16 protein-coding genes are annotated in these 18,607 nt (G+C 27.4%); 15 read left to right on the top strand and 1 reads right to left on the bottom strand.

The features are described from left to right. Positions 1 to 282: 282 nt before the first annotated feature. From VJI94_RS01720 to VJI94_RS01695, 6 genes are all read left to right on the top strand, one after another. Entirely contained in the window at positions 283 to 1,122 is an 840-nt protein-coding gene (locus VJI94_RS01720) for a S1 RNA-binding domain-containing protein (RefSeq protein WP_324008092.1), read from the top strand. A 13-nt stretch (positions 1,123 to 1,135) separates the two neighbouring features. Beyond that, positions 1,136 to 1,879 (top strand): peptidylprolyl isomerase, encoded by a 744-nt coding sequence (locus tag VJI94_RS01715; RefSeq protein WP_004833282.1) that lies wholly within the window; start codon positions 1,136 to 1,138, stop codon positions 1,877 to 1,879. Between the two features lies 1 nt (position 1,880). Then, positions 1,881 to 2,516 carry a prepilin peptidase gene (locus VJI94_RS01710; protein WP_324008091.1) on the top strand — a complete coding sequence of 212 codons (636 nt, stop codon included), beginning with the start codon at positions 1,881 to 1,883 and terminating at the stop codon, positions 2,514 to 2,516. 94 nt (positions 2,517 to 2,610) lie between these two features. Next, positions 2,611 to 2,835 (top strand): preprotein translocase subunit SecG, encoded by a 225-nt coding sequence (gene secG / locus VJI94_RS01705; RefSeq protein ID WP_004833285.1) that lies wholly within the window; start codon positions 2,611 to 2,613, stop codon positions 2,833 to 2,835. Between the two features lie 18 nt (positions 2,836 to 2,853). Beyond that, complete coding sequence (locus VJI94_RS01700; RefSeq protein ID WP_029949100.1) at positions 2,854 to 4,863, top strand: sodium-translocating pyrophosphatase; 2,010 nt, start codon at positions 2,854 to 2,856, stop codon at positions 4,861 to 4,863. Positions 4,864 to 5,043: 180 nt separating this feature from the next. Further along, positions 5,044 to 6,408, top strand: coding sequence for a hemolysin family protein (locus VJI94_RS01695; protein ID WP_269755555.1), 1,365 nt, complete (start codon positions 5,044 to 5,046; stop codon positions 6,406 to 6,408). A gap of 102 nt (positions 6,409 to 6,510) precedes the next feature. Here VJI94_RS01695 and VJI94_RS01690 read toward each other — a convergent pair whose 3' ends face one another. Then, positions 6,511 to 6,900, bottom strand: coding sequence for a GrdX family protein (locus VJI94_RS01690; RefSeq protein WP_004833288.1), 390 nt, complete (start codon positions 6,898 to 6,900; stop codon positions 6,511 to 6,513). A 121-nt stretch (positions 6,901 to 7,021) separates the two neighbouring features. Between VJI94_RS01690 and dnaE the strand changes: the two genes are divergently transcribed. The 9 genes from dnaE (at position 7,022) to VJI94_RS01645 (ending at position 18,598) form a co-directional block, all read left to right on the top strand. Then, positions 7,022 to 10,390 carry a DNA polymerase III subunit alpha gene (gene dnaE, locus VJI94_RS01685; protein WP_324008090.1) on the top strand — a complete coding sequence of 1,123 codons (3,369 nt, stop codon included), beginning with the start codon at positions 7,022 to 7,024 and terminating at the stop codon, positions 10,388 to 10,390. 12 nt (positions 10,391 to 10,402) lie between these two features. Next, on the top strand, positions 10,403 to 11,362 hold the full coding sequence (gene pfkA, locus VJI94_RS01680; RefSeq protein WP_248109548.1) for a 6-phosphofructokinase: 960 nt from the start codon (positions 10,403 to 10,405) through the stop codon (positions 11,360 to 11,362). 9 nt (positions 11,363 to 11,371) lie between these two features. After that, entirely contained in the window at positions 11,372 to 13,123 is a 1,752-nt protein-coding gene (gene pyk / locus VJI94_RS01675; RefSeq protein WP_324008089.1) for a pyruvate kinase, read from the top strand. A 61-nt stretch (positions 13,124 to 13,184) separates the two neighbouring features. Then, entirely contained in the window at positions 13,185 to 13,898 is a 714-nt protein-coding gene (locus VJI94_RS01670; protein ID WP_004833292.1) for a sugar transferase, read from the top strand. Next, on the top strand, positions 13,888 to 14,889 hold the full coding sequence (locus VJI94_RS01665) for a glycosyltransferase family 2 protein (protein ID WP_314719777.1): 1,002 nt from the start codon (positions 13,888 to 13,890) through the stop codon (positions 14,887 to 14,889). Before VJI94_RS01670 ends, VJI94_RS01665 begins: the two co-directional genes overlap by 11 nt. Before the next feature lie 3 nt (positions 14,890 to 14,892). Continuing rightward, the gene (locus tag VJI94_RS01660; protein ID WP_269754532.1) at positions 14,893 to 15,600 is read left to right on the top strand and encodes a 2-C-methyl-D-erythritol 4-phosphate cytidylyltransferase; all 708 of its coding nucleotides are present in this window, start codon (positions 14,893 to 14,895) and stop codon (positions 15,598 to 15,600) included. Position 15,601: 1 nt separating this feature from the next. Then, complete coding sequence (locus VJI94_RS01655; protein ID WP_324008088.1) at positions 15,602 to 16,621, top strand: alcohol dehydrogenase catalytic domain-containing protein; 1,020 nt, start codon at positions 15,602 to 15,604, stop codon at positions 16,619 to 16,621. Between the two features lie 21 nt (positions 16,622 to 16,642). Further along, positions 16,643 to 17,488 (top strand): LicD family protein, encoded by an 846-nt coding sequence (locus tag VJI94_RS01650; RefSeq protein WP_324008086.1) that lies wholly within the window; start codon positions 16,643 to 16,645, stop codon positions 17,486 to 17,488. Between the two features lie 9 nt (positions 17,489 to 17,497). Continuing rightward, the gene (locus VJI94_RS01645; protein ID WP_324008085.1) at positions 17,498 to 18,598 is read left to right on the top strand and encodes a glycosyltransferase; all 1,101 of its coding nucleotides are present in this window, start codon (positions 17,498 to 17,500) and stop codon (positions 18,596 to 18,598) included. Positions 18,599 to 18,607 lie beyond the last annotated feature (9 nt).

Here is an 18,607-nt window from a genome sequence, read left to right as displayed (position 1 = left end):
TATATTTCAAAATGTATCAGTAATTTTTTCTATATTATGCTTACATTAATTAAACTATTATGATATAATTACTGTAGCTTTACGTCATATGATAAAGGTATAGTAATTTTATTATAATAACCTTAATTTTAGCAATCAAAGAGAAATTATGGTATAATTACTGTAGTTTTATGGTGTATGATAAAGATATGGCAATTTTATCATAATTGCCTTAATTAAGTTATTAAAAAGATTTAATTGTATAATAATTTTATAGTGAAAATTTGAGATAAAGGAGAAAACATGTATAATTTAGGAGAATTTCAAAAATTATTTATAAAGCGCTTTAAAAATAATGGTGCTTATATTGGACTTAAAGAAATAAAAAATGAAAAACTAGATATTTTACTACCTAAAAAGGAAGTCCTAGAAACAGATAAGATTGGTGATGAAATTGAGGTTTTTGTCTATAAAGATAATCAAGCCAGATTTGTTGCTACAAGAAAAATTCCGAAAATTTCTTTAGGAAAACTTGAAACTTTAGAAGTGATGGATATTTCAAAAATTGGAGCTTTTTTAGATTGGGGACTTGAAAAAGAATTATTTTTACCTTTTAAAGAACAATCTATGAAACTTGAAAAAGGAAGAAAATATTTAGTTGCTTTATATATTGATAAGTCGGAAAGACTTTGTGCAACAATGAAGATGAGAGATTATTTAACTTCTGATTCACCATATAAGGAAGGTGAATGGGTTGAAGGAATTATTTATTCAATTCATAAAGATTATGGTGCTTTTGTTGCTGTAGATAAAAAATATGATGCAATGATTGAAAATAAAGACATAGTTGGAGTTTTAGAAATTGGAGAACCAATTAATTTTAGAATTTCAAAAGTAAAAAAAGATGGTCGTTTAAATTTGGTTTTAAAAAATCTTTCTCATATTGAAATAAATGATAATGCTGATATTCTTTTTAATATTATCAAAGATAGAGGAGGTTTTTTAGACTTAAATGATAAAAGTGATCCTGATAAAATTAAAGATATTTGCGGGATGAGTAAATCATCTTTTAAAAAAGCAGTAGGAAGACTTTTAAAAAATGAAAAAGTTAAATTTGAAGGTAATGGAATTAAACTAATTTAAGGAGGAAATATTTATGGAAAGTAAAGTAATGGCAATTGTGAATGGAGTAGAAATTTTAGAGAGTGACGTTGACAGGTTTATAGAATTAATGGGGGATAGAGCGTTACCATATAAAAATCCTGAAGGTAAAAAACAATTATGTGAAGAACTTGTAAAACAAGAGCTTATAATTCAAGATTGTTATAATAGAAAGTTAAATGAAAGTGAAGCATTCGTAAAGGAAATTAATGAAATTACACGCTCAATTTTAGCAAAACATTTCTTAAACGAATTATTTGGTGATATAAAAGTTTCTGATGAGGAAATAAAAAAATACTATGAAGAAAATAAAAATTTATTTAAGAGTAGATATACTTTTAAAGCTAAACATATCTTAGTTGAAAGTGAAGAAAAAGCAGATGAGTTAAAGAAGCTTTGTGAAAATGGAGAAGAATTTGAAGAATTAGCAAAAAAATATTCTATGTGCCCTTCTAAAGAAGTGGGGGGAGATTTAGGAGAATTTTCTCAAGGACAAATGGTATTGGAGTTTGAAAATGCCTGTATAGATGCAAGAGTAGGAGAAATTACTAAACCTGTAAAAACACAATTTGGATACCACTTAATTATGCTGGAATCAAAAACAGAACCTGAACAACTAGATTTGGAAACAGTTAAAGATGAAATTAGAAAAAATATAGTAAAAGCCAAAGAACAAATAGCTTATGTGAAAAAAATGGATGCTTTGATGAAAGATGCAAAGATAGAAAGAAAATATTAATATGTACTTTGTAGGTGGGATACTTAGTTTTTTTGTTTGTTTATTTGTTTCATCAATAGATTTAAACTTTTTGAATAAAAAAGAAAGGATTAAGGTTTCAATTAGAAATATAAAAAAATATTATAATTTAATAAATTTTATAATAATATTTTTTGTTAACTTATACTTAATATCTTTATTTTTGAATAATAATGTATTATACATAATAAATTTACTTTGTTTTTTATGTATATATATTTGTTCAGTTACAGATATTATTTGTAAAAATATTTTTTTAGATATAATTTTGAGTTTTGCTTGTCCTATCATATTTTTTAATATATATGGTAATTATATTAAAATTTCTGTTTTTGGACTGATTTCCGGGATTCTTTTGTATGGGATTATTTATATTTTATCTAAACTATTTTATGGAATGGAAGCATTTGGGATAGGCGATATCTATGTATTATCTTTAATTGGACTTTCAACTGATTGGTATACAGTTTTTAATATCGGTTTGTTCGCTTTTGTAATTGCAGGAATTTTTTATTTCATAAAGTATATATTCGTAAGGAAATTACAAACTTTTAAACATCAAGAAATACCACTAGTCCCATTTATACTATCTAGTTATTTAATTTTAATTTATTTTTAGAATCAACTTAAAAATCAATATTTTAAGTTGATTTTTACTTGTAAATGTGTTATCATAAGTAGCAGGTTAATTATGGATGTAACGGAGGTGTGTTATGCAAGTTTTTATGGAAATAATATTGTTTATTGCTAGTATTGTGATAATAGTTGCAGTTCTTATGCAAGAATCGAAGTCTGATGGAGTAGCATCTTTGACTGGAGAAACTAATATTTCAGGAAAAGGTGGTAAAAAAACTAAAGATGCTTACTTAAGTCAAATTACTATTATAGCATCAATTGTGTTTTTTATAGTAGCTATTGCTATGGCTGCGATTAAATAAAAAATTTAGGAGGAAAAAATGGATACTAATTTGATTTTTTATTGTGCAATTGCCGTTGGGGTTATTGCGCTTGTGTTTGCTTATATTAAATATTTAAGCATTACAAAAATTGAACCTGGTAATGAAAGAATGAAAGAAATATCAGGTTACATTCAAGAAGGTGCGATGGCTTTCTTAGTTCGTGAATATAAGTATTTAGCTATATTCGTTGTTGTTGTTGCAATTATTTTAGGAGTAGCCATTAATTTACTTACAGCAGTTTGTTTCTTAGCCGGTTCAATTTGTTCTATTTTAGCAGGTTTTTTTGGAATGAAAGCTGCTACAAAAGCAAATGTTAGAACTGCAAATGCTGCTAAAGAATATGGAATGGGAAAAGCACTTCAAACAGCATTTTCTGGTGGAGCTGTAATGGGACTTTCTGTAGTTGGATTAGGTATTTTAGGTATGACAGTTTGCTACTTCTTAGTAGGAGATGTTAATATTGTAACAGGATTCAGTTTTGGTGCATCATCTATTGCTTTGTTCGGAAGAGTTGGTGGTGGTATCTACACTAAAGCTGCTGACGTTGGAGCGGACCTTGTAGGTAAGGTTGAAGCCGGAATTCCTGAAGATGATCCAAGAAATCCTGCAGTTATAGCAGATAATGTAGGGGATAATGTAGGTGACGTTGCAGGTATGGGAGCTGACCTTTTTGAATCTTATGTAGGTTCAATTCTTTCTGGTATTACACTTGGTTCAGTTGCATTTGGAAAAGAAGGTATCATATTTGCATTAGCTCTTGCTGCAACAGGTATTTTAGCATCATTAGTCGGATTGTTCTGTGTTAGAGGAGATAAAGATCCACAAAAATCTTTAAATATGGGAACTATTGTTAGTTCAGTATTAACTATTATAGTTACATATTTCTTAAGTAAACAAATTTTAGGAAATAACTCAGCATTTATTTCTTCAGTTGCCGGTATCTTAGTTGGTTTAATTATTTCACAATTTACTGAATATTATACTTCAGGAGATAAGAAACCTGTTCAAAATATTGCGGAAGAATCTGAAACAGGTTCATCAACAAATATTATTTCAGGTTTAGCTGTTGGAATGAAGTCAACTGCTGGTCCTATTGTAGTAATAGCAATAGGTATTTTAGTATCATATATAGCATCAAATGGTTTTTCAAATGCAGGTCAAGGATTATATGGTATTTCTGTTGCTGCTATAGGTATGCTTTCTACTTGTGGTATGACTATTGCTGTTGACGCATACGGTCCAATTGCTGATAATGCAGGCGGTATCGCAGAAATGTGTGAATTACCTCATGAAGTTAGAAATATTACAGATAAACTAGATGCAGTTGGTAATACTACAGCAGCTATTGGTAAAGGATTTGCAATAGGTTCAGCAGCTTTAACTGCATTAGCATTATTTGCATCATATACTCAAGCTGTAAAATTAACTTCAATAGATGTTACAAAACCTCAAGTAGTAGCCGGAATGTTTATTGGTGGTATGTTGCCATTCTTATTCTCAGCTTTAACTATGGAAGCTGTTGGAAATGCTGCAAATGAAATGATTCAAGAAGTTAGAAGACAATTCAAAACTATTCCTGGAATTATGGAAGGAACTGGAACTCCAGATTATAGAAAATGTGTTGATATTTCTACAATGGCAGCGTTAAAACAAATGATTATTCCTGGATTATTAGCAGTAGTAGTTCCTGTATTAGTAGGTCTATTGATAGGAGCTGAAGCTCTTGGTGGACTATTAGCAGGTTCATTGGTAACAGGCGTTTTAATGGCAATCTTTATGTCAAATGCTGGTGGTGCTTGGGATAATGCTAAAAAATATATTGAAGAAGGACATCACGGCGGTAAAGGTTCAGATCCTCATAAAGCAGCAGTTGTTGGTGATACTGTAGGGGATCCATTTAAGGATACTTCAGGTCCATCATTAAATATTTTAATTAAGTTAATGACTGTAGTAGCTTTAGTATTTGCTCAAGTTATTTTAAACTATGGTGGAATGTTAATAAAATAATTATAATATTATGTTTTTGTAAAAAGTGTATTTTTATACACTTTTTATTTTTTTGTATTAGTTATCTACGTAAAAATATTTAGTATTATTGTTTAAATGAAAAATATAATATATTTTATTTGCAATATTTAAAAATTTTTGATATAATGCTTTTAAATGAATAAGTTTTAGGAGGTTATTATGGATAGTGGACCCGAGGTCTATTTTCAAATTATTATTTTAATTTTATTAACTTTAGTTAATGCTTTTTTTGCTGCATCAGAAATGGCAATTGTTTCTATGGATAAGAAAAAACTATTGACTTTGTCAGAACAGGGGGATAAGAGGGCTATTAAAGTTGAAAAGCTTTTGAAAGAGCCTTCAAAGTTTTTATCAACGATTCAAGTTGGAATTACTTTTGCCGGATTCTTTACTTCAGCTTCTGCTGCTGTTGGACTTTCGCATAAGTTTGGAAATTTTTTAGAAAATTTATCAGTTCCATTTGCATATAGAGTTTCTTTTGTCTTGATAACTGTTATTCTAGCGTTTTTTAGTTTGGTTTTTGGAGAACTTGTACCTAAGAGAATTGCTTTACAAAACGCAGAGAAATTTGCTTTATTTTCTGTTGGAACAATAAATTTTGTTTATAAGATTATGAGCCCTTTTGTTTATTTATTGTCTTTATCTACAAATGTTATTTTGAAGATTTTTTCGATTCCTACAAGTGGAGTTGAAGCTAAAGTCACTTTAGAAGAAATAAAATCTATTGTAGAGGTAGGGCAAGAACAAGGGATAATTAATCCTACAGAACGTGAAATGATAGATGGAGTTATTTCTTTTGATGATGTTTTGGCGGAAGAGGTAATGACTGCTAGAACTGAAGTTTTTATGATTGATATTGATGAACCTGATAAAGATTTTGAAACTTTAATGCAAATGAGATATTCGAGGGTACCCGTTTATGAAGGTGATATTGATAATATAATAGGAATTCTGTATATTAAGGATTTTTTCTTAGAGGCTTATAAAGTTGGATTTAAAAATGTTAATATACGTTCTATTTTAAGGCCGGCTTATTTTATTCCTGAGAGAAAGAATATAAATGATTTATTTCTTGAACTTAAAAATTCAAGAAATCAAATGGCTGTATTAATTGATGAATATGGTGGTTTTACGGGAATTGTTACTATGGAAGACCTAATTGAGGAAGTTATGGGTGAAATAGATGACGAATATGATAAGAAAACTAATCCTGCAATAAAAAAAATAGATGATAGACATTTTATCGCAACAGGTGCCTGTGAAATAGAAGACGTTAATAATGCTTGTAATTTAAAACTTGATGAAAATTCTGAGGATTATGATACATTAGGTGGAATGCTTATGTACCTTTTGGGATATATACCAAATGATGGTGAAAAACTTACTATTGAGGATAATGGTGTTATTTATAATATTTTGTCGATTTATGAACACAGGGTTAAGAAAGTTAGAATAGTTCTTCCTAAAGAAGAGGTTGTAGAGACTGACAAAGATGAAAATGAAGAAAAGAATTCTGAAAAATAATCCTTTAGTAAAATAATAAATTTTTTTGACGAAGATCCTTTTTAATAATTTATATACTTGAAAACCGCTAAGTAAATCTAGCGGTTTTTGTGTTTTTGTTATTTATTCTATTCCCAATTTTTCTATTGTTTGAACAAGTATATTACAGTCAACATACCTAAAATCTCTTAGGACTCTATCGATCCATAATGGTGTTTTCATATTGTTTTGGAATTTTTTATATGTTTCTATTGCTTCATCAATTATTATAATTCCATTAACATCCAGTTCTTTTGTTTTTGTTATTAAAATAGATCTGTAAGGAGTTTCATTAGGTTTTATACTTCCACAAAGTGGATGAGTCGAAAGTTCAAAACCATTTTGCAGTTTTTTCTTAACTATATCTAAAACATCTCCATATGTATATTTTTCATTGAATATTATGTCTAGATCTTTTTTATTTTTTACCTTTTCATATAAATCAATATTATTAGTTATTAATGTAAATTTCATATCGTTTCTCCCTTCGTACTATAAAATTGTAACATAAAAATATAAAAATATAAAGTGATTAGGTAAAATATATTTAAAAAATATTAAAAATATGGTAAAATCAATAAAGAGGTGATAATTTTTGGCTAATGATTTTGTACATTTAAATGTTCATACTGAATATAGTTTGTTGAATAACTATAATCCGATAGAAAAATTGATAGAAAAAGCAAAAGAATTAAATTTTAAAGCTATGGCTATTACTGATTATAACAATATGTATGGTGTTATCGATTTTTATAAAAGATGTAAAAAAAATTCTATAAAACCTATTATTGGCTGTGAGCTTACTTTGTCGTACTCAAATAATGAATTTTATAATATAATTTTATTAGCTAAAAATAATCTCGGTTATAAAAATTTATGTAAATTAGTTTCTAATTTGTATGTTGTTGAAAATAGAAATAGAGAATTTATAACTTTTGATGAACTTGAAAAATATTCTAAAAATTTAATTTTAATAGTTGGTTCAAAGAGAAGTTTCATTCGAAAATGTTTATATTCAGAAGATATTTTGAGTGCAAAAAATGAGATTTTAAATTTTAAAAGTTTATTCAATAGAGAAGATTTGTTTTTGGAATTAAATTTTCATTTTGAAGAAAATGATGAATTGATGATGAATAGATATTTGGAATTTGCAAATGAGGTGAATATAGAGACCGTAGTAACAAATGATGTTCATTATTTAGAAAATACGGATTTTAATTTGTTTAAAATTGCAAGATGTATTTCTAAAGGAGTTTTGTTATCCGAATTAAAAGAAGACAATTTTACTCAGGCTGAATATTTTTTAAAGAGTGAAGAAGAAATGTTAAAGATTTTTTCTACACTTGAAGATTCAATGTATAATACAAAAATGATTGCTCAAAGGTGTAATGTTGAGTTTGATTTTTCTACATATCATTTACCTGAATATAAAGTACCTGATGGGGTTAGTACAAAAGAAGATTATTTACATAGTCTAATTATAGAAGGTATGAAAAAAAGATATGAAAATCTAACTGATGAAATCAAAAAAAGAGTAAATTATGAATTTTCAGTAATAAATAAGATGGGATTTACCGATTACTTCTTAATTGTATGGGATTTTGTAAATTTTGCTAAGAAAAATAAAATTCCGGTAGGACCCGGAAGAGGGTCGGGAGCAAATTCTATTGTTGCTTATTGTTTAGAGATTACAGATATTGATCCGATTGAGTATGATTTAATTTTTGAAAGATTTTTAAATCCTGAAAGAGTTTCAATGCCTGATTTTGATATAGATTTTTGTAATGAAAGACGTGAAGAAGTTATTGACTATGTAATTAAAAAATATGGGAAAAATCACGTTTCACAAATTATAACTTTTGGAACAATGAAACCGCGCGCAGCAGTAAGAGATATAGGTAGAGTTTTGGGATATAAATTATCAACTGTGGATAAAGTTGCAAAACTGATTCCAAATAATTTGGATGTTACTTTTAAAAATGCATTAAGAGATAGTTTAGAATTAAAAAAATTATATGATGAAGATATTAATATAAAAAAATTGATAAATATTTCTGAAAAATTCGAAAAATTTCATAGACATATTTCAATTCATGCTGCGGGTATTGTAATAACAAAAGAAGAACTTACAGAGTATATTCCACTTGCTAAAAGTGGAGAAAATATTGTAACACAGTTTAATATGGTAGAATTAGAGGAACTTGGACTTTTAAAAATGGATTTTTTGGGTCTTAGAACACTTACCGTAATTGATGATACAATAAAACTTGTTAAAAAGAATTATAATAGAGATATAGATATCGAAAAAATATCTTTAAATGATAAAAATATTTTAAACCTATTTAAAACGGCAGATACCATTGGAATTTTTCAATTTGAAAGTACGGGGATGAGATTATTTTTGAAAGATTTGAAAGCAGATAATTTTGATGAGTTGGTTGCTGCAAATTCTCTATTTAGACCCGGACCTATGAATCAAATACCTAATTATATTAAAAACAAAAGAAATCCTAGTGGTATTAGATATTTGGATAAACGTTTAGAAAAATATTTAAAATCTACTTATGGAATTATTGTATATCAAGAACAAGTTATGCAGATTGCAAGGGAACTTGCAGGATATACTTGGGGACAAGCTGATAATTTGAGAAAAGCCATCGGTAAAAAGCATATGGACATTATGGAATATAATCGAAAAATATTTATTTATGGCTTGGATAATTTAGATGGAAGTATCAAAATTAAAGGTTGTATTAGAAATGGAGTTGATGAAAAACTTGCACAAAATATTTTTGATTTAATTGTGGAGTTTGGTAATTATGCTTTTAATAAATCACATAGTGCTTGTTATTCTTTAAATGCATATAGGACCGCATACTTAAAATACTATTATCCGCTTGAATATATGGTTTGCCTTTTAAATTCTGTTATAAATTATGAAAGACAATTTTTCTTATATTTTCAAGAAATTAAAAGAATGGGAATAAAGATTTTACTTCCAAGTGTAAATTTCAGTTTTTATAAAATAAGTACAGAAAATAAATGTATGAGAGTAGGTTTTTCTCAGATAAAAGGATTTAATAGACTTTTAGCTAAAGATATTATAGAGGCAAGAAAAGCAGGAAAATTTAAAAATTTTAAAGAATTTTTGGAAAGATTGAAAGATTCAAAAAATATGAATCTGATTTCAATCGAAAATCTAATAAAGTCGGGAGCTTTTGATGAAATAGAAAAAAATCGGATTGAGATTTTAAATTCTTGTGAAACTTTGTTTACACAAATTGTTTCAAAAAGTAAGAATGAATTATCAGGACAACTTTCTCTAATCAGTTCGGATTTTATGCAGGAAAAGTTTGTTGAATCTAAAAATTTTTCAAAAGATGATACTCTAGAGTTTGAAAAAGATGTTTTAGGTTTTTATATTTCTGCACATCCGTTAGATTCTTATAAAGAATATATAAAGTCTAAAAATAGTATGAAGCTTATTGATTTAAAAGTTTTAGATAAAGGTATTTATAAAGTAATAGTTTATGTAAATTCTGTAAAAACTAGAAAAAGCAAAAAAAATAAGACATTAAAAATTATAAATGTAGAAGATTTTTCAAGTAGTATTGAACTTTTAAATGTAAAAGATTTAGATATTAATAAAGGGAAAATCTATGAAATATCTGTTAAAGTAACTGTGAATTCCTTTGGAAATACTAATTTTACTATAATAGATGCTGATGAAATATATGATATTTATATTAAGAAATTGTATATAAAATTAGATAGTTTAAATTATGATACTAAGAAAAAATTGGGAGAATTTTCAGAAAAATACAATGGAGAAAATCAAGTTATTTTATATATTTCATCTAATCATAAAACCTTGAAGTTAGAAAATAAATTTGATTTGAGAAATGAAAATTTACTGGTTGAGCTAGAAGACAATTTTGGAAAAGATTGTTTTTATATAAATTAATGGAGGGATATTTTGAAAAAAATCGCTATTCTTACAAGTGGAGGAGATTCTCCGGGAATGAACCCTGTAATAAGAGCTGTTGTAAGAACCTGTATTTATCATAATATTAGAATTTATGGAGTTAAGTTTGGTTATGATGGTCTTATAAAAGGAGACATCTTTGAAATGAATGTATCTAGTGTTGCAGATATAATTCAAAAAGGAGGAACTATATTAGGTAGTGCTAGGAGTAAAGAATTTATGACTAAAGATGGTCAGGAAAAAGCAGTTCAGAGTTTAAAAGATAATGGTATTGAAGGACTTGTAGTTTTAGGAGGAGATGGTACTTTTCGTGGTGCTAATGTTTTAAGTAAATATGGAATAAAGACTATTGCTATACCTTGTACTATTGATAATGATATGGGATATACTGATTATACAATTGGATTTTTCACTTCAGTAAATACAGTTATAGATGCTATTTCGAAACTTCGTGATACTTCATCTTCACATGGAAGGGCAAATATATTAGAAGTTATGGGACGAAAATGTGGAGATATCGCTCTAAATTCCGGATTGGCTGGTGGAGCTGAAAGTATAATAGTTCCGGAAGTCGATTTTGATATAGATAAAGTTTGCAATAAAATTGTATCTGGTAGAAAAAGAGGTAAATTACACCATATAATAGTTTTAACTGAGGGGATTTTAAGTCCTTATGAACTTAAAAGACAGATTCAAGAAAAAACAAAGATTGATACAAGAGTAACTGTTCTTGGACATATCCAAAGAGGAGGAACCCCAAGTTCATTTGATAGAATTATTGCAAGCCAAATGGGAAGTATGGCTGTTAAATTATTGTTGAAGGATAAGACCAATTTAGCTTTAGCATTTAGAAATAATAGCATTGAATATATTTTTATTGAAGATGCAGTTTCAAGCAAAAAAATATTTAATAAAAATTTATATGATATAGTTGATGAATTATCTATTTAGGAGAGAATTATGAAAAAAACAAAAATAATATGTACGATTGGACCTGCTTCAGATTCAGTTGAAAGTTTAAAAGAATTAATGCTTTGTGGAATGAATGTTTGTAGACTGAATTTTTCACATGGAAGCAAAGAAGAACATCAAGTTAGAATTGATAATATAAAGCAAGCGAGAAAAGAGTTAGATTTACCTATTGCAATAATGCTCGATACTAAAGGTCCAGAAATTAGGCTTGGGAAATTTAGTGTTGATGAAGTTGTTTTAAAAGCAGGAGATACTTATACTTTTACAACTGAAGAAATTTTAGGAAATCAAGAAATTTGTTCCGTTTCGTATAAATTATTACCTAGTGATGTTAAAATTGGAGGAACAATTTTAGTAGATGATGGTTTGGTTGAAATGGAAGTTGTTTCTAAAACTAATAAAGAAATAAAATGCTTTGTAAAAAATAATGGTGTAATAAAGAGTAATAAAGGTGTAAATATACCGAATGAAATAATAAATTTACCTTCAATTACAGAAAAGGATAAATCAGATATTTTATTTGCAATAAAGAATGATTTAGATTTTATTGCAGCATCTTTTGTTAGAAAACCTGAAGATGTATATGAAATTAGAAAAATTTTAGATGAAAATAATTCTGAAATCAAAATCATATCTAAAATAGAAAATCAAGAGGGCGTTGAAAATATTGATAAAATTATAGAAGCTTCAGATGGAATAATGGTTGCTAGAGGAGACTTAGGAGTTGAAATTAAAGCAGAATTTATTCCAAAAATCCAAAAAGAAATAATCAGAAAATGTAATTTAATAGGAAAACCGGTAATAACTGCAACTCAAATGTTAGATTCCATGATTAGAAATCCAAGACCAACAAGAGCGGAAGTTACAGATGTTGCAAATGCAATTATTGATGGAAGTGATTGTGTTATGTTATCAGGGGAAACTGCCGCCGGAAAATATCCAATAGATGCAGTCAAAGTAATGAATAGCATTGCTATAACTACTGAAAACTCATTTGATTTTCAAAATAGTATAAAACATAAAAATAGAAATGATATTTTGAATACTATGAATTCAATAAGTTTATGTACAAAAGAAATTGCCGAAAATTTAAGAGCAAAAGCAATTATTTGTGCTACAGCTTCAGGAATTACACCAATATCAATTTCAAAATTCAGACCATTTGTTGATATTATTGCTGTTACGTATTCTGAAAAAGTTAGAAGAAAATTACAAATATTTTGGGGAGTTACTAGCTTAATTTCAAAAAAATCAGAACATACAGATGAAGTGATTGAACGTTCTATATCAGCAACATTAAATGCAAATTATATTAGTGACGGAGACACTGTTGTTTTAACAGCAGGGATACCTGTCGGAGTTGCAGGCACAACGAATTTGATTAAAGTGCACACAGTTGGAAAAATTTTGATAAAAGGACTTGGTATAGGAAAAGAATCAATTACCGGAAAAGTTTGCGTAATACATCGTGAAGAAGATTTAAAAAATAAATTTAAAGATGGAGATATTATTGTTTCTAAATTTACAGATAGAGAGTTTGTCGAATTTATTGATAGAGCATCAGGGATTATAGTTGAAACAGGAGGATTGACTTCACATGCTGCAATAATTGCATTACATTTTGACATTCCAACAATTATTGGCGCTGAAAATGCAACAAATATAATTAAAGATGGACAACTTGTAACAATAGATACTGTTGGTGGTTTAGTTTATGATGGAGATGTTAAGGTTCTTTAATTTTACTTTATTTTAAATATATGTTATTATATTACAGACGTTTAAATAAGGAGAAAATATTTTGATAAAATATAAAGATTTACCTAAAGAGTTTCAAAATGAATCTGTAAAGAAGTATTATGAAATAGTTTCAAAAAAGAGGCTTAGTTTGGTTTTTAAAAGGATATTTGACATTATTTTTTCTGTCTTAACTTTAATAATTTTGCTTATTCCGATATTTATAATTTCTATTGCTATAAAATTGGATTCTAAAGGTAGTGTTTTTTATAGACAGGAAAGAGTTACAAGGTATGGTAAGAAATTTAAAATTTTTAAATTTAGAACAATGGTTTCAAACGCTGATAAAATCGGAACACTTGTAACTGTAAAATCAGATTCGAGGATAACTAAAGTTGGAAAATTTTTGAGGAAATATAGATTAGATGAATTTCCACAAATTTTTAATATATTTTTAGGTGATATGAGTTTTGTAGGGACAAGACCTGAAGTTACAAAATATGTTGAAAGATATTCAGATTATATGTATGCGACTTTGTTATTGCCAGCAGGACTTACGTCATATTCCAGCATAAATTATAAAGATGAGGACGAAATAATATCAAAGCATTTAGATGATAATATCAGTGTAGATGATATTTATATAAAATATATTTTACCTGATAAAATGAAATATAATATAGAATATATTGAAAGATTTTCTTTTTGGTATGATATTAAGATTATGTTTAAAACATTTTTATCTGTATTTTTGGGAGGAAAAAATAATGAAGGTTAGCATAGGAGTAGTTGCCTTGAACGAGGAAAAAACTTTACCTTCTCTTTTTGAAGATTTTAAATTACAGACATATCCACATGATGAAATTGAGATAATTTTAGTTGATGGCATTTCTACAGATAATACAAAGGAAATTATGCAGACTTTCAAAGACAATAATGATTTTTTAGAAGTAAAAATTTTAGATAATCCTAAAAAAATTCAGTCTGCAGGTTGGAATATTGTAATAAAAAATTTTACGGGAGATGTTTTAGTAAGAATAGATGCACATTCTTCAATTCCAAGAGATTTTATAGAAAAAAATGTTAAGAACATAAAATCTGGAGAAGATGTTTCAGGTGGTAAAAGGCCAAATATAATTGACGAAAATACTGCTTATAAAAGAATGCTTTTAGAAGCGGAATCTTCTATGTTTGGGAGTAGTATTGCACCTTTTAGAAATGCATCAGGAAAAAAATATGTTAAATCAATGTTTCATGCAATGTATAAAAGAGAAGTATTGGAAAAAGTTGGTTTTTTTAATGAAAAATTATTACGAACAGAAGATAATGAATTCCATTATAGAATCAGAAAAGCAGGATATAAACTTTGCTATGATGATAATATTGTTTCATATCAACATACAAGGAATTCACTTCTAAAAATGATTAAACAAAAGAAAGCTAATGGAATGTGGATAGGACTTACAACAGCTATTTGTCCTGAGTGTTTAAATTTATATCATTATGTTCCTTTTGCATTTTTAGTTGCACTTTTTATATCAATTATTTCATTATTTTTTACTAAATATTTATTTTTATTAGTATTTGGTTCATATCTTATAGTGAATATTTTGATGTCTTTAAGTTCAATTTTTAAAGGTAAATTTAATCCCTACAACTTATTGCTTCCAATTGTATTTTTTCTTTTACATATTAGTTATGGATATGGTACATTGATAGGTTTTTTAAAAATCCCATCATTTTTAAAAACATATAATAAGGAGGACTAGACTATGATATATGCAGGTATTCTTGCTGGAGGAATAGGTAGTAGGATGAATATTTCTAATATTCCAAAACAATTTTTAAATATTGGAGATAAGCCTATTATAATTCATACTATTGAAAAGTTTTTATTATGTAACAAAATAGATAAAATTTATGTTGGAGTAAATCCTGATTGGAATTCTTATCTCGTTGATATAATTGAGAAAGATTATAATTATATATCTGAAAAAATTGTTGTTGTAGATGGTGGAAAAGATAGAAATTCTACAATTTTAAATATTATTTCAGCTATTGATAAGGATAATGGATTGTCTGATGAAGATATTCTTATAACTCATGATGCTGTTAGACCATTTGTTTCAATTAAAATGATTGAAGAAAATATAGATAATTGTAAAAAATATAATATTATTGATACTGTAGTTCCAGCTTTTGATACTATAGTTTCTTCTGAAGATGGAAAGTTTATTTCATCAATACCAGATAGAAAAACAATGTTTCAAGGACAAACTCCTCAAACATTTAAAATTAATAAATTCATGGAATACTATAATAAATTGTCAGAAGAAGAAAAGAACATTTTAACTGATGCTTGTAAAATATTTGTGTTAAATGGAGAAAAAGTATTTTTAGTTAATGGAGATTTTTCAAATATAAAAATTACTACTGTAACAGACTTAAAGATTGCTAAGGCAATGCTTATGGAGATTTAAGATGATAAATAGAATTTTTCAGTTAATGAAACCGGGTTTTATCTCAGTTAAATATGTTGATGAGAGCTTTTTAGGAGATAAAGTCATTGTAAAACCACTATACGTATCTTTGTGTCATGCTGATCAAAGATATTATTTAGGAAAGAGAGATCCAAAAGTATTAGCAAAAAAATTGCCTATGGCTCCAATTCATGAATCTTGTGGAGAGGTTGTTTTTGATCCAACAAACACTTTTAAGGTTGGAGATAAGGTATCTATGATACCAAATACTCCACCTTGTACTTATGATGAAAGTATATATGAAAATTATGTGAAGGGTTCTTATTTTCTATCTAGTGGTCATGATGGTTTTATGAGGGAATTTGTAAAAATTACTCCAGATAGGCTTGTTAAATTTAATGATATTGATTTATCGGTAGCATCTATTTTGGAGTTTGTTTCGGTAGGTTTTCACGCTTATGACAGATTTATAAAAAATTCACTTGAAAACAAAGAAACAATAACTATTTTTGGAAACGGAAGTTTAGGATTCGTTATGGCTAATGTTTTAAAGTATAAGTTTCCTGATAGCAAAATAGTTGTTATTGGCAGAAACTTGGAAAAATTAAAAATCTTTTCGTTCGTAGATGAAGTTTATTCAAGTGATGATATTCCTGAAGATTTTTCTACAGATCATGGATTTGAGTGTGCCGGAGGGCCGGGAAGTGAAGATGCTATTAATAATATAATAAAATATATTAAACCTCAAGGCTCAATTATGTTAATGGGTGTTAGCGAAAATAAAGTCGCAATTAATACTAGAGATATATTGGAGAAAGGACTAACATTAATTGGATGTTCCAGATCGGGAAGAGTTGATTTTCAAGAAGCAGTAAAGATGCTTGAAAATAAAAAAATTCAAAACAGATTTAAGTCGATTGTGTTTGAAGATGATGAAATCAGTAGTGTTGATGATATTCATAGATTTTTTAAAAATGACTTGAACACACCTTTTAAAACTGTTGCAAAATGGAACATTTAATTAGTGGTTATGATATAAATTATGGATGAAATAAATTTAAGAGAGTTACAACTTAAGAGTTTAGAAATGGGAAAATATTTTGTTTCATTTTGTGAAGAAAATAATTTGTTATGTTATCTTTGTGGTGGAGGAGCAATTGGTAGTTTAAGACATTCAGGATTTATTCCTTGGGATGATGATTTAGATTTTTTTATGCCTAGAGAAGATTATGAAAAATTAGATTTGTTATGGAATGAAAAAGCTGATACTAAAAAATATTCACTTGTTAAGGCCAATAAAGATTTAGTTGATCATAATCTTTTTATTACTATTAGAGATAATGAAACTACTGCTATTAAACCATATCAAAAAGGTTTAAATATAAGTCACGGAATAGCGCTTGATATTTTACCTCTTGATGGTTGTCCAAGTGTGAAAATTAAGCGAAAATTTCAGATAATGTGGGGATTAATTTATTCTCTTTTTTGTGCTCAAGTTTTACCTGAAAAACATGGTGGGCTAAAGAAAAAAGTTTCTAAGTTGTTATTATCAATTTTTAAATCTAAAAAAATTAGATATAAAATTTGGAAGTTCGCAGAAAAAAGAATGACTAAATATAGAATTGATAAATCAGAATATATTACAGAACTTTGTTCTGGTCCATATTATATGAAAAAGATATATAGAAAAGAATGGTTTGTAGATAAGAAGTATTTTGACTTTGAAGATACAAGAATGCCGATTCCTATTGGATATGATGGATACTTAAAGACAGCATTTGGAGATTATATGAAATTGCCTCCAAAGGAAAAACAAATGCCACATCATGACTTACTTTTCTTAGATCTAAAAAACAGCTATACGAATTATGAGAATATTTGGAAATAAGGTGATTATTTGAAAAAAACGAAAATATTATTTTTTTTATGGTCCTTTTCATTAGGAGGAGGAGCTGAAAAAATATTATCAACAATTGTAAATAATCTTGATAGCGAAAAATATGATATTGATATATTGGAAATCGAGCATTTTGATAAAGGATATGAACCTGTTGATGACAATATAAGAATATTAAAATCGTGGCAAGACTATAGACAGTCTAAGTTAAAAAGAGCTATTTTATGGAGAATAAGAAAATTTTTTCCAAATTTAGTAAGAAAAATAATGGTTAAAGAAAAATATGATATTGAAATTTCATTTACTATAATTAATCCGCCATTTGAATTTTCAAAAGATAAGAATATAAAAAAAATTGCTTGGATTCATGGCAGTATTGAAGATTTTATAAAAGATTCTCAAAAGAGGAATAATCATAAGAGATATTTAGAAAATGTTGATAAAATAATTTCTGTATCAGAAAAAACTAAAGAGTCCATAATTTCAGTTTATCCGGAATACAAAGATAAAGTCTTGACAATTTATAATGGTTATGATTTTGAAAGTATTTTGGAAAAATCAAATGAGAGGACAGATATTAATATTGAAAAAAATTCGATTTGTGTAATTGGAAGAATTGAAAACTTAAAAGGTTCATTGGAAGTTTATGATACAATAAAAAAATTACATAAAAATTTAAATAAAAAGTATCATTTATATTTTTTAGGTACAGGAGAATTAGAGGCTCATATAAAAGAGCTTGTACAAAAAGATAATTTGGAAGAGTATGTTCATTTTTTAGGATATCAAAAGAATCCATATAAATATATAAAAAAAATGAATTTAATGTTTTCAATGTCTAAACAAGAGGGATTTTCCGGTGCAATTGTTGAAGGATTGGCTTTAGGAATTCCTTTCATTTCTACAGATGTTGGAGGAGTAAAGGAACTTTCAAATGACGGTAAATTCGGTAAAATTGTAAATTCTACTGATGATGCTTGTGAATGTATTGTTAATTATTTTGAAAATAGTATGTCAGTAGATAAATCAGAAATGAAAAATTTTATAACTCAGTTTACGATTTCAGAACAAATGAAAAATATAAATGAAATATTAGAATAATGGAGATAA

The organism is Parvimonas sp. D9 (assembly GCF_035282565.1).
GTDB lineage: Bacteria > Bacillota > Clostridia > Tissierellales > Peptoniphilaceae > Parvimonas > Parvimonas micra.
Note: the sequence above shows the minus strand (reverse complement) of the source record. Positions and strands in the feature narration are given on the sequence as shown.

Coding starts and splice junctions, on each gene's coding strand:
- secG (WP_004833285.1), top strand. CDS start 2,611: ATGCAAGTTTTTATGGAAATAATATTGTTTATTGCTAGTATTGTGATA.
- VJI94_RS01700 (WP_029949100.1), top strand. CDS start 2,854: ATGGATACTAATTTGATTTTTTATTGTGCAATTGCCGTTGGGGTTATT.
- VJI94_RS01660 (WP_269754532.1), top strand. CDS start 14,893: ATGATATATGCAGGTATTCTTGCTGGAGGAATAGGTAGTAGGATGAAT.
- VJI94_RS01720 (WP_324008092.1), top strand. CDS start 283: ATGTATAATTTAGGAGAATTTCAAAAATTATTTATAAAGCGCTTTAAA.
- VJI94_RS01715 (WP_004833282.1), top strand. CDS start 1,136: ATGGAAAGTAAAGTAATGGCAATTGTGAATGGAGTAGAAATTTTAGAG.
- VJI94_RS01695 (WP_269755555.1), top strand. CDS start 5,044: ATGGATAGTGGACCCGAGGTCTATTTTCAAATTATTATTTTAATTTTA.
- VJI94_RS01655 (WP_324008088.1), top strand. CDS start 15,602: ATGATAAATAGAATTTTTCAGTTAATGAAACCGGGTTTTATCTCAGTT.
- VJI94_RS01665 (WP_314719777.1), top strand. CDS start 13,888: ATGAAGGTTAGCATAGGAGTAGTTGCCTTGAACGAGGAAAAAACTTTA.
- pyk (WP_324008089.1), top strand. CDS start 11,372: ATGAAAAAAACAAAAATAATATGTACGATTGGACCTGCTTCAGATTCA.
- VJI94_RS01690 (WP_004833288.1), bottom strand. CDS start 6,900: ATGAAATTTACATTAATAACTAATAATATTGATTTATATGAAAAGGTA.
- VJI94_RS01710 (WP_324008091.1), top strand. CDS start 1,881: ATGTACTTTGTAGGTGGGATACTTAGTTTTTTTGTTTGTTTATTTGTT.
- VJI94_RS01650 (WP_324008086.1), top strand. CDS start 16,643: ATGGATGAAATAAATTTAAGAGAGTTACAACTTAAGAGTTTAGAAATG.